We start from the raw sequence: 15,251 nt of genomic DNA, 5'->3' as shown, positions 1-15,251 counted from the left end.
TCAATCTGTATCCATCACGAGAACAACGAACATGGTTAGAGAATTTTTTTTCGAACAACGTAGTCACCTGTTTACCGCCTTGGTCGCCGAATGCCAGGATGTTTTATCCGAAGCCGTCAGCAAACACGGTCAAGCGACTTTATTAGTATCTGGCGGCAGCACCCCTGCCCCGCTTTACGAAGCTTTGTCCAAATCCGATTTGAATTGGAAAAAAATCAAGGTGGCATTGGTGGACGAACGCTGGGTGGATAATCAACACAGCGCCAGCAACGAGGCATTAATCCGCCGCAGTCTGCTGATTAACAACGCCAAAAACGTCGAGTTTATCGGTATGAAAACCCTGGCTAGCACAGCCAAACAAGGCCAAGCCGAAACCGAAGACCGCTACGCCAAACTGCCGCAGCCTTTCACGCTGAGCATCGTCGGCATGGGACCGGACGGTCATACCGCCTCGCTGTTTCCGCACGCCGAAGGTCTGGCCTACGCGTTGAGCGAGGACAATCAAAATCTGACCGCAGCCATCACCGCCATTCAGAGCGAAGTGACTGGCCCCAATACGGAACGCCTGACCTTGACCCGCAGCGCCTTATTAAAGTCAGAACGCATCGTTATTTTGTTCACCGGCGAAGATAAGTTGGCGGTATTCAACAGCGCCCAGAAACAGGGTCCGTTAGAGGACATGCCGATCCGAGCCTTATTGAATCAGGAAGACGTGCCGGTGGAATTGTACTGGGCACCTTAGTCGCTTAATTTTAGGGGGGGGTTAGACGCGCATAACCACTTACTCTCGATTCCAAAACGCCGTTCGGCGCGTCGACACCACCCCATCTGCTGCCCTGGAGAGCTTATGCATCCTGTTTTAGAAAAAGTGACCGCCGACGTGGTGGAACGTAGCCGAGAAAGCCGCGCTGCCTATCTGGCCCGCATTGATGCCGCTATTGCCAACGGCCCTCAACGCACCAACCTGCCTTGCGCGAATCTGGCCCATGGTTTTGCCGTGTGTTCGGCGGCTGAAAAAGACGCCCTGTCGCATGCCGTGAAAGCCAACGTCGGCATTATCTCCGCCTACAACGACATGCTGTCGGCGCACGAACCGTATCAACACTATCCGGAATTGATTAAGCAGGCCGTACGCGAAGCCGGCGGTGTCGCCCAATTCGCGGGCGGCGTGCCGGCCATGTGCGACGGCGTGACGCAAGGCATGCCGGGCATGGAGTTATCGCTGTTCAGCCGCGACGTGATCGCGCTCTCCACCGCTATCGGCTTGAGCCACAACATGTTCGACGCCGCCTTGTATTTGGGCGTGTGCGACAAAATCGTGCCCGGCTTGCTGATCGGCGCCTTGAGCTTCGGCCATCTGCCGGCCGTTTTCGTGCCCGCCGGCCCAATGACTACGGGTATCTCCAACAAGGAAAAATCCCGCACCCGGCAAAAGTTCGCCGAAGGCAAAGTCGGCGAAAAAGAACTGCTGGAATCGGAATCCAAGGCTTACCATAGCCCCGGCACCTGCACGTTCTACGGCACCGCCAACAGTAACCAGATGATGGTGGAGATCATGGGCTTGCACTTGCCCGGCAGTTCCTTCGTCAACCCGTATACCCCGTTGCGCGACGAATTGACGAAAGCCGCCGCCAAACAAGTGTTGAAATTCACCGCACTGGGTGACGACTTCCGGCCGATTGCCCACGTCGTCAACGAAAAAGCCATCATCAACGCGATTATCGGTTTGCTGGCAACCGGCGGCTCGACCAACCATACCATCCATTTGATCGCCATCGCCCGCGCGGCGGGCATTATCATCAACTGGGACGATTTCGATAATCTGTCAAAAGCCATCCCGTTATTGACCAAGATTTATCCGAACGGCCCGGCCGACGTCAATCAGTTCCAGGCCGCCGGCGGCATGGGTTTATTGATCCAGGAATTGCTCGAGCATGGTTTATTGCACGGTGACATTCTGACCATCGGCGACCAGCGCGGCATGGCTCAATACAGCCAAGTGCCAACTTTGAACGGCGACAAACTGGTTTGGGAGCAAGGGCCTGCCAGCTCACTGGACCCGGAAGTGATTAGCAGCGTGGAACAACCCTTCGCTACGGGTGGCGGTCTGCATGTGATGCACGGCAACCTGGGCCGCGGCGTATCGAAAATTTCCGCTGTTGCGGAAAAACATCAGGTGGTGACTGCGCCAGCGATGGTCTTCGATGACCAATTGGACGTGGTAGCGGCCTTTAAACGCGGCGAACTGGAAAAAGACGTGATCGTAGTGCTGCGCTTCCAGGGCCCGAAAGCCAACGGCATGCCGGAATTGCATAAACTGACCCCGGTGCTGGGCGTATTGCAAGACCGCGGCTTTCATGTCGCCTTGGTCACGGACGGCAGAATGTCCGGAGCGTCCGGCAAGGTGCCATCGGCGATCCACATGTGGCCGGAATGCATAGACGGCGGTCCGCTGGCTAAAGTCCGCGACGGCGACATCATTGCCTTAAACACGCAAACCGGCGAAGTCAACGTCCAAGTGGATCAAGCCGAATTCGATGCCCGGGTGCCGACTCCTAACAGCGCTACCGGCCACCATTTCGGCATGGGTCGCGAACTGTTTGGCGCGATGCGAGCAAACGCCTCCACCTCGGAAACCGGGGCGACCAATCTGTTTTTCGTGGACTGATATTCACACGTTTTAAGCAATGCCGTCTTAGTTTCACTTTGCCAAATCCGTCCTTCCACGGAAGGACGTCTTTCTTGAAACCAGAATTAAGCAACATTGTGTCATAACCCCACAACGACAACGTTTACAGTAGGCAAGCACATGAAAGCAAATATCGGTTTAATCGGCCTGGCCGTCATGGGACAAAATTTGGTCCTGAACATGAACGATCATGGCTTCAAGGTAGCGGTGTATAACCGTACCACCAGCAAAGTCGATGAGTTTCTGGACGGCCCGGCTAAAAACACCCAAGTCGTCGGCACGCATTCTCTGGAAGAACTGGTGGATAGCCTGGAATCGCCGCGCAAGGTGATGTTAATGGTCAAGGCCGGTACTGTCGTCGATCAATACATCGACGACTTGCTCCCCTTGCTATCGGCGGGCGACATCATCATCGATGGCGGCAATTCGCTGTTTACCGACACCAACCGCCGCACTCAATATTTGCAGGAAAAAGGCTTACTCTACGTAGGCACCGGCGTATCCGGCGGGGAAGAAGGCGCCCGGCACGGTCCGTCTATCATGCCCGGCGGTAACCAAGCAGCCTGGCCGGCGGTTAAGCCGATTTTTCAGGCGATCAGCGCCCATGTCGACGGCGACCCCTGCTGCGAATGGGTAGGCGATAACGGCGCTGGTCACTATGTAAAGATGGTGCATAACGGCATCGAGTACGGCGACATGCAGCTGATATGCGAAGCGTATCAATTGCTGGCCGAAGGGCTGAACTTGAGCACGGACGAGATGCAGGCGATTTTTGCCGAGTGGAATCAAGGCGAATTAAGCTCGTATTTGATCGAAATCACCGCCAACATCCTGGCTTACAAAGAAGACAACGGCCAACCGCTGTTGAACAGCATCCTGGATACCGCCGGCCAAAAAGGCACCGGCAAATGGACCGGCATCAATGCGCTGGACTTAGGTATCCCGCTGACTCTGATCGGCGAATCGGTCTTTGCCCGCTGTTTGTCCGCGCAAAAAGACGAGCGCATCCGCGCAGCCAAAGCCTTGCCGAAAACCAGCGCCAGCTTTAGCGGCGACAAAGCGGCGATGATTCAGGCTATCCGCCAAGCCTTATACGCTTCGAAAATCATTTCCTACGCACAAGGTTTTCGGCTGATGCGCGAAGCCGCCAAGGAATACAAACTGGCGCTGAATTACGGCGAGATTGCCTTGATGTGGCGCGGTGGCTGTATCATTCGTAGCCAATTTCTGAACGACATCAAACAGGCTTACCAGCAAAACCCCGATCTGGAAAACTTGCTGCTGGCCGATTTCTTCGTCGATGCCATGAAACAAGCCGAAGCGGGCTGGCGCCAAGCCGTGATACTGGGCATACAATTGGGCATTCCAACGCCGGCCTTCTCGTCTGCCTTGGCCTATTTTGACGGCTACCGCACCGAAAGACTGCCAGCCAATCTGCTGCAAGCACAAAGAGACTATTTCGGCGCGCACTCGTATGAACGTACCGACCGACCCAGAGGCGAGTTTTTTCATACCGACTGGACCGGACACGGCGGCAAAACCGCATCGACAACCTATACGGTTTAAGGCTAAGGCATTAGACCGTTACTGTTTTGTCAAACACGCACGCTTCACGGCGTGGGTTTTCCAAGCACCATCACATTAGGAAAATAAGAAATGACCGTATCAATAAAAGAAGTCATGACCACCTCGCCGGTAATGCCGGTGATGGTAATCAATCAACTCGATCAAGCCGTGCCTTTGGCCCGCGCATTGGTGGAAGGCGGATTAAAAGTATTGGAAATCACCTTGCGCACGCCGGTAGCACTGGATGCCATCCGCCGCATCAAAGCCGAAGTACCGGGCGCAATTGTCGGTGCCGGCACCATTATCAATACCCAAACGCTGAAAAACGCCATTGATGCCGGCGCAGAATTCATCGTCAGCCCAGGCGTCACGGACAGTTTGCTGGATGCGGCTCTGGCTTCCGGCGTACCGATTTTGCCAGGCGTCATCACCCCCAGCGAAGTAATGCGCTTGATGGACAGAGGCATTACCGCGATGAAGTTTTTCCCGGCCGAAGCGGCGGGCGGCATCCCGATGCTGAAATCCATCGGCGGCCCCTTGCCGCAAGTGACCTTCTGCCCGACCGGCGGCGTCAATCCGAAAAACGCGGTGGAATATCTGGCGCTAAGCAATGTCGCCTGCGTGGGCGGCTCGTGGATGGCACCATCCGAACTGGTCGATGCCGGCGATTGGGCGGAAATTACTCGCCGCGCCGCGGAAGCCTCCGCTTTGAAAAAATAGACTACAGAGTCGGGTTGCGGCCAGCGCCCAACCCGACTCAAACTTGCTCGGTATCATTCAATAAAATCGTAAACCCTATACTTATCCACTAAGGGCCGCAGCACCTGTTGCGCCACGCGCAGATAGTCCGGATTTTTTAAAAACGCCTCGTAAGCCTGCTGACTTTCGTAAACGCTGGATACCGCCACATCATAGCTTTCATCTAACGCAGCGTTCGCACGTCCACGATTAATCGCCGCCGGTGTACCGACATCGTAAGCCAGCACGCCCGGCAATTTAGCCAAGCCTGCACTGTCTTGAATATATTGTTGCCGCAGTTTTTCATCACCAGCCTGTTTCAACCAGACTATGACCACGTGATGCACTTTGCGATTTTGCGCCTGCTGGTCTGGCTTGGCAGTATAGGCACAGCCGGTTCCGCCGACTGCCAGTAGCCCCACCAGCGCAAGGACATAAAGACGTTTCATGGTTTTTTGTTCTCCTGATACATATCAATTAACCCGGCTGCCGAGCATGTTACAAGCCGCGCAAGCGTTTGATCCGTTCCTCGGTGTTGGGATGACTGGATAAATAATCCAGCGCTTCAACCGATTCTACCGGCTGTTTCGGCGCGGCGGTTTGATGAGCGGCCTCCAGTTTTTCCAATATATCGGCCAGCCGGCTAACCGGAATACCGTTAGCGCGCAACAATTCGGCGGCAAAAGCGTCGGCCCGGCGTTCGAAATCGCGCGAATAGCGGGTTTGTAATAATACGGTCGGCGCGACGGCCAGCAGACTACTGACATCGCCAATGTACCAAGCCATCGCCAAACCGACCACGGACGCCTGTAACATTTGCCGCAAGGCATGTTTTTCATGAACATGGCCCATTTCATGGGCCAGAACCGCCAAAATTTCTTGGTCGTTACTTGCCAAATTCACCAAGTCATCAAGTACAAGTACGCTGCCGCCGGGCAAAGCGAAGGCGTTGGCGCCCAAGGTCGGGCTAGCGCGAAATTCAATGTGCGCCGGACGGTCCTGACCCGGAGGCAAGACCAGGCGCTGCATGCCATCCTGAACGGTGTGCCGACGTTCCTCGGCTAGTTTACTGGGCATCAACAAGGTTTGATCGAGGCTGGCGAAAAACTGATTATCCATCCGCTCCAGCAGATAAACCGGCACCCGGTCAGCCACGACCCGCGCCGCATAAGGCAGTCCAAACAAATACACAACCGCAAGCAGGCTCAAAGTTAACAGCAGCGCCGCCAACGCATACCACCAGCTGTTCTCCATACCGGCCACCGCACTATTACCTGCATCCTGTAACATCTCGGCAAAGCCTTGCCGATCGGCCACTTCGCAACGGCCGCCGTCGGCGAACAAAATCAGGCGCGGCGTGCTGCCGAGCGGCGGCGGAATTTTCAGACCGTTTAACTCTTCGCGCCGCACAATGTCCCGGCCCTGCAACAACAGTTTATCCCCTTCCACACAGAGGGTGACGGGATGCGGCCGGGCTTGCCGCCCGTCGTAGTAAACAGCCGTGAGCCACATTTACAAGGCAATATCGAAATCAAACATCTCGGCCATTTCCTCTCCTGCCGCCGAGCTATTAGTCTGCAAACCGGCCACAAAATCGTCAATGCTGCCCTGCGGCAATAAGGCCACGTGCTCGATGCGATAACGCGCCAAGCGGATGTCGGCAAACGGCTTGTACAAGCCCAAGGTCAACAAAGTCAATAGTACATTACCAAACATGATGCCCAGCATCTCCCGCGCCCGCAGCTGGGCCTGAAAGCCATGCGGCCCCAATTGTGTGTTATTCCAGACCAAATTCTGCAAACGCGCCGCAACATAGGGATAAGCCAGTAAAAACAAGGCCAAATATGTACCTATCGAGGCTACCAAGACGCTCATCGCCACCAATTGGTCTGCCTCCACCGGAATCAGCTCTTTGCTGCCGAGCAACATGACGCTGGTCATCAGACCGGCAAACACTAATACGCCGATAAATATCGTCATAAAATAGATACGGTAATAAGCGCCGCTACCGGCGAAGAACTTAAAAAACTCGCTGCCATACGTGCTGTTTTCACGGGTATAACGGGCCATGCGCTGTTGCGCCAGCGGCCAGAGCAAACCCAGGGTCAACGCCGACAACACCGGCAATAGCAGAAAATTGAAATACGCCGCCCCGGTGCTGCCATGAAAGGCAAAACGTAAGCCCCGGTAACTGGTGTTATGCAGCCTGAAGCGGAGCGAACGCATCAGCAGCCAGGGCATGGCGACTATGATCACCAGCAGAATAGCCGACCCCGCCACCTGATCGAATTTACCGACCAAGGTATAGCAAGCAAACAATAAAAAGGCGACGATCCGTCCCTTCAAAATCGCCTTAGGATCGCCGTGATAGTCAAAACTCGCGCCGGCTAAAGTAGTGTGCCGGTAAAAATATTGATTACGTTTGACTTTGGCCCAGGCCGAGTAAACTCCCAAAGTGACAATACTCAAGCAGACATTGACGATCCAAATCCGGAAATACTCGCCACCGCTACCGCTGAATTGCAACTGCCGTGATTGATATTCTGTCATTTCCATCCTCTTTTTAGGTTTTTCCGTTGCAAGCATAGTGCATCGCCGGTATCTAACAACAAAATCCGGCGCGGATACCAAACCCTAATTATTGGCCGGTTTTTGCAAACGCGGTAAAGCCCTTTATACTTTGTCAACAATAGCGGTACAGCCAAGTCAGCAAGCACTTGCGTGGGGACTTACCTTTCTATCTCTGCCTACCCAGTATAAAAATGAGAAAAAACCTACCCGTTACCCAACGTGAAGTGATTTACGCGTCTTCGGCCACCATCACTTCCGGGACCGATCCCGCCGGCAACATCAATTATGTTAACCAAGATTTTTTGGAGATTAGCGGCTTTAGCACGACAGAGCTGTTAAACCAAAGCCATAACATCGTTCGCCATCCCGACATGCCGTCCGCCGCATTCGCCGATTTGTGGCAAACCGTGAAGAGCGGCCGGCCGTGGATGGGTATCGTCAAAAATCGCTGTAAAAACGGTGACCATTACTGGGTGGATGCTTTTGTCACACCACGCTTCGAAAATAGCAAGATCGTCGGCTACGAATCGGTGCGGGTTAAACCGGACAGCACTAGCGTAGCCCGCGCCAATACTGTCTACGAAAAACTGAACAACGGCAAAAATATCGATTCGCCTCTGAGCCGCATCGGTTTGTCCGGCAAACTGACCGCCGGGTTTGCGCTGATTCAATTGACGACCGCCGTCAGCCTATACATGACCGAGACTAGCGGTTTTGGGGTAGCGGCAGCAGTTTTTGCCGCCCCTCTAGCTGCCGGTTATGTCTGGGTTTCTTTAGTCTTACAACCCTTAAAAGTTGCCGCGGCGGAAGCTCGCGGGGTTATCGACAATCCGGTGATGCAGCAGATTTACACCGCTGACAGCAGCGAGGTTGGGCAATTACTGTTGGCGGTGAAACTGTTAAAAGCAAAATCCAGAACCATCATTCGCCGTCTAACTCAAGCGACCGAGCCCTTGGCAGGCAAAGCAGATACGAGTTACAGAGCAGTCAACCAAGTCAGCGTGGCAATGGATAGACAGCTGTCGGAAATCGAACAGATTGCATCGGCGATACACCAGATGAGCGCCACAGTCAGCGAGGTAGCCCGCAGCGCAGCCAACGCCGCCCAAGCCGCCAACGACGTCAATCAGCAATCGCAGGAGACGCTATCGCGGGTCAACAATACCATCCAAATGATAGACCGCTTAGTGATCGCGGTCGACCAAGCCGAAACGGTCATCAAAATTGTAGCCGATCACAGCAAGAAAATCGGCGGCGTACTTGATGTGATTCAAGGGATTGCCGAACAAACAAACCTTTTGGCACTCAATGCCGCCATTGAAGCGGCGCGCGCCGGCGAGCAAGGCCGGGGATTTGCGGTGGTGGCCGACGAAGTCAGAACCTTGGCCGGACGCACGCAAAAATCCACGGAGGAAATTCACAAAATGATAGACGGCCTGCGCTCCGGCGTGAACAACGCCGTAGAGGAAATGGCTAAAGTCAGGGAAATGGCGGCAACCGGTGCGGAACACGGAAAAAACTCCACCGAATCACTGCAACAAACCACGCTATCGGTCAATATTATTAACGACATGATCGTGCAGATCGCCAGCGCCGCCGAACAACAGCATATCGTTTCCGAAGAAATTTCCAGAACGGTAGAAGCCGTCGGCACCTTATCGCGACAAACCACAGAGCATGCGGTTCATGCCAGCACGGCCAGCGGCGGTGTCTCGGAACTCAGCAAAGAACTTGATATGTTGGTTGAGCAATTCGACGATATACAACGCTAGAAACGCACACGGCAAAGTCTGAGAGCGCTTCTGCACAGGCAGAAGCCAGGAAAGATCAAACACCTAAACGGCGGTTTTACCAGGGTGGTAACCTGCTCCGGATTACCGTCAACTACTCCGCATGTTTCCATTTGATGTTACAGCCGATGCTGGGAATTTGTGCCGCGTCGATAGGCTGTCCGGCCAGCAACTGATCCAGGGCCTTGCGCAAATCCTCGCCGGTTACCGGCACCGCATTCTTCGGCGTGGCGCCGTCCAGGCGGCCCCGATAAACGCAAGCCAGACCGGCATCGAACAGATAAATATCCGGGGTACAGGCCGCCTGATACGCCTTGGCCACCGCCTGCGATTCGTCGTACAAATACGCGGCAAAGGGATGCCCCCATTCCGCCATCATCTGCTGCATTTTATCCGGCGCATCCTGCGGGTAGTTTTCGATGTCATTGGCACTGATCGCCACCGTCGCAATGCCTGAGGCGGCGTATTGCCGGGCAATAGCGATCAACTGCTCTTTAATGTGCAACACATACGGGCAGTGGTTGCAGATAAACAAAATCAAGGTGCCGCGCTCGCCTTTCAAGTCCTGCAAAGCATACTCGCGGCCGGTTACGGTATCCGGCAAACAAAAGTCTGGGGCGATACTGCCCAGAGGCAGCATAGTGGAGGCTGTCGCGGCCATGGCTAATCCTGTTGAGTCAAAACAAGACTAGAATTATAAAACAGCCCTCCCCCGGAACTGCCGCGAAAATCGCCTTAACATTTCCACTCGCCAGCGCATGATCGACATAAGTACCCGAACAGTTCCACTCCAAAACGCTCCGCAACTGGACAGCTACGTGCTGACCGACAAACTCGGCGAGAGCCTGCAAGCCACGGTTTACAAGGGCTACCATAAACATGTGCCGGAATACCCGCTGGTGGTTAAATGCCTGAAACTATTGTCGAGCTGGGACGACCAATCCCGGCATCTGCGGCAAAAAATCGAACGCCTGAAAGTATTGCACGACCCGCGCGTCTGCACGCCGTTGGCTTTGGAATCCAACGACGGCGATCAATTTATCGTCCAGCCCTGGTTCAACGGCCAACCACTGAATGTATGGATCACCCAGCAACAGGCGGTGAATCTAGCCGATTTTTTTACGCTGGCCTGTTCGTTAGCCGACACCTTGCAATCGGTGCACGATGCTGGCATCACCCATGGCGGCATCAAACCGCACAATATTTTGGTGCAATCCGGCAGCTTGAACCTGCGCCTGACCGACTTCATCACCCCGCTGGACATCCGCGATGTCAGTCATTTTATTTACGATCCGGAATTTGTCCGCAACACCTTAGCCTATACCTCGCCTGAGCAAACCGGACGCATCAACTACCGGGTCGATTTCTCCACCGACTTATATTCGCTGGGTATCGTGTTTTACGAACTGCTGACCGGCCGACTGCCGTTTTTTTCCGACGATCCGTTGGAATTGATTCACTCGCATCTGGCCGAGGAAGCGGTCAAAGTCCATGACATCAGTCCCGGCATTCCCAACACGCTGAGCGAAATCATCGCCAAACTGATTTTGAAACAACCGGAAAAACGCTACCAAAGTGCGTCCGGCTTGCTGGCGGATTTGCTGCGCTGCCAGAAAGAGCACGAAATCACCGGCAGCGTATCGGACTTTGGCATAGGCCAGCATGACCGCAGCCGCCGGGTGATTTTCATTTCGAAAATGGTCGGCCGGCAAAGCGAAACCGAGCTAATCCGCCAAGAATATAGCCAGGTAACCCAAGGCCGGTTTCGTTCGGTGTTTATATCCGGCCTATCCGGCATCGGCAAAACTCGGCTGATTCAAGAACTGCAAAAGCCGCTGGTAAAAAATCGCGGCTATTTCAGCTCCGGCAAATTCGATCAGTATCAAAAAAACATTCCCTACAGTTCGCTGATCCAGGCTTTGCGCAATCTGATACGCACCTTTCTGACCGAAAGCGACGCGCAAGTACATTATTGGTCCGCCAAAATCCTCGAAGCGCTGGAGCATGCCGGCGGCGTGATTGTAGACGTGGTGCCGGAGCTGGAATTCATCATCGGCCCACAACCTGAGGCCCAGCCCTTGCCGCCGGTAGAGGCCCGTAACCGTTTCAACAATCTGTTCGGCCGCTTCCTAGCCTGTCTAGCCAGCGAAGAAAATCCCTTGGTGTTATTCATCGACGATCTGCAATGGTGCGACAGCGCCACTTTCGATTTCTTGCAAAATCTGTTCGCCAATCAGCGCGAACACCCCTACCTGTTTTTTATGGGCGCTTATCGTCACAACGAAGTCGATAGTGGTCATCCATTGACCAAACTGATCCGTAGCGTGCGAGAAAACGCCGGTCCGCTGACCGAGATTCATTTGACCGAACTCAGCGACGCCGATTGCCACGAAATGGTCGCCTACATTCTGGATTCGTCGTTAACCGCCACGGCAAATTTAGCCGACTTTATCGCGCATCTGACCGAAGGCAATCCCTTGTTTGTCAGCGAAAGTCTGGCCTGGTTGTACAACGAAGGCTTACTCGGTATCGACGCCAAACAGCACTGGCAATGGGATATGAACCGCATCCGCGACACGCAAATGCCGGCCAGCGTGGTGGAGCTGTTCAGTGCCAAAGTGCGTAAACTGCCAAGCCGGACTTTACACATCCTTTACCATTGCGCCTGCATGGGCAACCGCTTCACCGCGGAGGATGTCGCGCTGGTGCTGGATACGCGTATCGAGCAACTGTTCGAGGATTTAAAGCCGGTATTAAGCATGGGGCTATTGCTGGAAAACAAAGCCGACTTGCAGTTTGTCCACGACCGGGTGCAGGAAGCGGTATTACAGCAAGTGGACGCCGCGACCCGCCCCGGCATCCATTGGCGCATAGGCAATCGCTTGCTGTCGGTGGTTCCGCCTGGTACCGAGCTTGTCAGCCTGGACAATTTATTCACCATCGCCGCCCATCTCAATCAGGGCTGCCCGGCTATAGTCGACGAGGAAACGGCCTATTGGCTGGTGAATATCAACTTCAACGCCGGCAATAAAGCCCTGGACGCCCTGGCCGGCGATGCCGCCAACGAATTTTTTCTGAAAGCCCACGATTATCTACCGACCGATTGTTGGGAAACGGCCTATGCGCTGACGTTTCGAATTTATCAGCGCCTGGCGAAAACCGATTTGATGTGCGGCCGCTACGATAGCTCGGAAGCCTTATTGAATCGGCTGATCGAGCATGCGGTCAGTGATCTGGACAAAGCCGAGGCACTGGCCGATCAGACCACGTCGCTATCCTCGTTCGGCAACTTCAAGCAAGCTATCGCCACCGCCAATCGCGGTTTAGCCTATTTCAACAAGTCCATTCCCGACGATCCCGAGCAAGCCCGGCAACGCATGGAAAATCTGATGCTGATCATCGACCAGCAAGACGATGTCTGGCAAAAAATCCTGAATATGCCGTTTACGGAGCAGCGGCAGAGCAAAATCGAACTGGCTTTTTATAGCGAGTTGATTCCGGATTTATACATGTGCGGTCTGGTGCCGCAGCTGTATTTATCCGCCGCCCAATCCACCTTGCATTGTCTGGAAGGTGGGATGGACGAATCGGTGATTTATTCGTTTTCCATCATGGGCCTCAATCTGGGCGAACAGGGCAAATTCGCGCAGGCGTTTCGCTATCAGGATTTGGCTCACGATTTATGCGCAAAGTATCCCAACACCTTTGGCGCGACCAGAGGCATGAACGGCATTGTTTGGTGCAATATGCACTCGCGTAGCCACCCGGCCGATATTGTCGATTACGCGCACAAAGCCATTCAATCCGGGAAAAACTGCGGCGATTTATACAACGCCGGTTTGTCCTACGGCCCGTTGATGTGGAATCTAATAGCTCAGGGTAAAAACCTGCGCTGGGTCGAGGAAGCCGCCGAGGAGTGTTTACAATTCTCTCGTAAAAACCAGTTGTCGTTTTCGATAGGTCTGGCTCAAGCGGTAATGGCCGGTTGGGTATTGCCGATGAAGCCCGACAATGGGCAAGTCGATATGCAAGCAACCCTGGCTGACTGGCAAGCCAATAATTATGTTGCCGCTACCGGCAGTTACTTCGCATTGCTGGGTTTTGCCCAATATTACCTGGGCGACTATAGTGCGGCGGCGCTATCGTTGCAAACCGTGGAAAACTATTTGCATGGTTTAACCGACAATGTTTTGAAACGTCTTTGGTATATATTTCGGATCTTGAACCTGCTGCGGTCGGAAACGGATGCTGCGCTTATCGACGCCGAAATGACGCCCTTGCTTGCGCAACTGGAAGTATGGGGGCAACTAGGCCCCTTGCTAAAGCCCTACCTGATGTTTATCCATGCGGAATTAGCCAATCGGCAAGGCCAATACCGTGACGCGCGCAATCTGTATATGGATGCTATCGCCCTAGCGCTGGCGCAAAACTATGGCCTGCTGACCGGCCATCTATACGAAGCCCTGGCTGATCTGCTACTGAAGCACGGCTTGGGCGACGCAGAACTTTATTACGGCGAAGCCCGCCGCCATTACCGCTTATGTCGTGCCGATGCAAAAAACAACCAGCTGCAGGAGCGCCATCAATACGTCAGCCCGGAAACCGGTGCCAGAATAACCAAACCTCAGCCAGCTCCCACTACCTTACCTAGTCTGGACATCAGCTATTTGATGAAATCGGCGCTGGCACTATCGGCGGAAATCGATCTGACACAACTCATGCAAAAAATCATGGCCGTCGTGTTGGAAAGCTCCGCAGCCCAGCACGGTTATTTGCTGATCAAACAAAATGACGAATTATTGGTGGCTGCCGAGCAGCACGTCGGCAAAAAACGCACGATACACAAACACTATTACAGCTTGAACAAAGTACGCGGCATCTGCCACGCCATCGTCAATTACGTGCAACGCACCCACGAAAAAGTCGTGCTGAGCGACGCCTGTAGCGAAGGCGAATTTCAAAACGCCCCCGAGGTGATAGCGTTTGGCTTGCGCTCGGTATTGTGTTTGCCGGTCATCAAGCAAAGCGAATTAATCGGTTTGCTGTATCTGGAAAACCGGCTATCCGAAGGCGTATTCACCCCGGAAAAAATCAGCATGACCGAGCTGTTGACCGCGCAGGCCGCTATCTCGCTGGAAAATGCCCGCTTGCTGGAACAAACCCGCCAAGCTTATAAACAATTACAGGAAAATCAGGATCATATGCTGCAAATGGAAAAGCTGTCGGCGCTGGGTACGCTGGTCGGCGGCGTGGCCCACGAAATCAATAACCCGCTGATGGGCGTGATGAACTTCGTCGAATTTGTCTCGGACCGCACCGAAGACGCCAAATCTAAACAAGTCCTTGCGCAAGCGTTGCAGCAAATTCAACGTATCAAAAACATTGTTTCGAATATGCTGGTGTTCATGCATCAAAAAACCACGCAAACCGGCAGTTGCTCGCTAGAGGAGGTTTTAGGCCAAACCCTGTTGTTACTGGAAGGCGAATTGCGCAAAACCGCTATCCAAGTCCGCACCGAGATACCGGAAAACTTGCCCAAACTCGCCTGCACAGCGGAAAGCATGCAACAGATACTGATCAATCTATTAATCAATGCCCGCGATGCGCTGCGCGGGATTGCGCAACCCGAAATTGAAATCAGCGTCCGCTGTGCGGAAAAAATGCTAGAGTTGATTGTAAAAGACAACGGCCCCGGCATCCCCGACGAGGTACAAAGCCGCATGTTCGATCCTTTCTTTACCACCAAACCGCCCGGCCAGGGCACCGGGCTGGGTTTATCCGTCACCCGCCGCTTGATTCAGGATGCCAATGGCTCGATAGCAGTGGAAAGCCGCATTGGCGAAGGTTGCCGCATACGGTTAAAATTCCCCCACTTTTAGTATTTTTTAACGAATAGA

General features: G+C 53.9%; 10 protein-coding genes. 6 read left to right on the top strand and 4 right to left on the bottom strand.

Annotation, left to right across the window (positions count from 1 at the left end; translation table 11 throughout):
- Positions 1–31 precede the first annotated feature (31 nt).
- From pgl to G006_RS0122625, 4 genes are all read left to right on the top strand, one after another.
- Entirely contained in the window at positions 32–742 is a 711-nt protein-coding gene (gene pgl, locus G006_RS0122640) for a 6-phosphogluconolactonase (RefSeq protein WP_020485511.1), read from the top strand.
- A gap of 105 nt (positions 743–847) precedes the next feature.
- Positions 848–2,668: a phosphogluconate dehydratase gene (edd, locus tag G006_RS0122635; protein ID WP_020485510.1), complete on the top strand. Its 1,821-nt coding sequence runs from the start codon at positions 848–850 to the stop codon at positions 2,666–2,668.
- Between the two features lie 141 nt (positions 2,669–2,809).
- Complete coding sequence (gene gnd / locus G006_RS0122630) at positions 2,810–4,255, top strand: decarboxylating NADP(+)-dependent phosphogluconate dehydrogenase (RefSeq protein WP_020485509.1); 1,446 nt, start codon at positions 2,810–2,812, stop codon at positions 4,253–4,255.
- 90 nt (positions 4,256–4,345) lie between these two features.
- Positions 4,346–4,975, top strand: a complete 630-nt coding sequence (locus tag G006_RS0122625; RefSeq protein WP_020485508.1) for a bifunctional 4-hydroxy-2-oxoglutarate aldolase/2-dehydro-3-deoxy-phosphogluconate aldolase — start codon at positions 4,346–4,348, stop codon at positions 4,973–4,975.
- A gap of 53 nt (positions 4,976–5,028) precedes the next feature.
- Here G006_RS0122625 and G006_RS0122620 read toward each other — a convergent pair whose 3' ends face one another.
- From G006_RS0122620 to G006_RS0122610, 3 genes are read right to left on the bottom strand one after another with little or no spacing between them, the layout of a single operon-like run.
- Positions 5,029–5,442, bottom strand: coding sequence for a Dabb family protein (locus tag G006_RS0122620; protein ID WP_020485507.1), 414 nt, complete (start codon positions 5,440–5,442; stop codon positions 5,029–5,031).
- A gap of 49 nt (positions 5,443–5,491) precedes the next feature.
- A complete protein-coding gene (locus G006_RS0122615; RefSeq protein ID WP_020485506.1) occupies positions 5,492–6,505 on the bottom strand; it encodes a M48 family metallopeptidase in 1,014 nt (337 codons plus the stop codon).
- Positions 6,506–7,543: a YjgN family protein gene (locus tag G006_RS0122610; protein ID WP_160167694.1), complete on the bottom strand. Its 1,038-nt coding sequence runs from the start codon at positions 7,541–7,543 to the stop codon at positions 6,506–6,508. It lies immediately after the preceding gene.
- A 212-nt stretch (positions 7,544–7,755) separates the two neighbouring features.
- Here G006_RS0122610 and G006_RS0122605 point away from each other — a divergent pair, with 212 nt between their 5' ends.
- Positions 7,756–9,336 (top strand): methyl-accepting chemotaxis protein, encoded by a 1,581-nt coding sequence (locus G006_RS0122605; protein WP_020485504.1) that lies wholly within the window; start codon positions 7,756–7,758, stop codon positions 9,334–9,336.
- A gap of 112 nt (positions 9,337–9,448) precedes the next feature.
- Here the strand turns inward: G006_RS0122605 and G006_RS0122600 are convergent, their stop codons facing one another.
- Positions 9,449–10,015, bottom strand: coding sequence for a thioredoxin family protein (locus tag G006_RS0122600; protein ID WP_020485503.1), 567 nt, complete (start codon positions 10,013–10,015; stop codon positions 9,449–9,451).
- 97 nt (positions 10,016–10,112) lie between these two features.
- Here G006_RS0122600 and G006_RS0122595 point away from each other — a divergent pair, with 97 nt between their 5' ends.
- Positions 10,113–15,233: an AAA family ATPase gene (locus G006_RS0122595; protein WP_020485502.1), complete on the top strand. Its 5,121-nt coding sequence runs from the start codon at positions 10,113–10,115 to the stop codon at positions 15,231–15,233.
- Positions 15,234–15,251 lie beyond the last annotated feature (18 nt).

Source organism: Methylomonas sp. MK1 (assembly GCF_000365425.1).
In the GTDB taxonomy this organism is placed as follows: Bacteria; Pseudomonadota; Gammaproteobacteria; order Methylococcales; family Methylomonadaceae; genus Methylomonas.
Note: the sequence above shows the minus strand (reverse complement) of the source record. Positions and strands in the feature narration are given on the sequence as shown.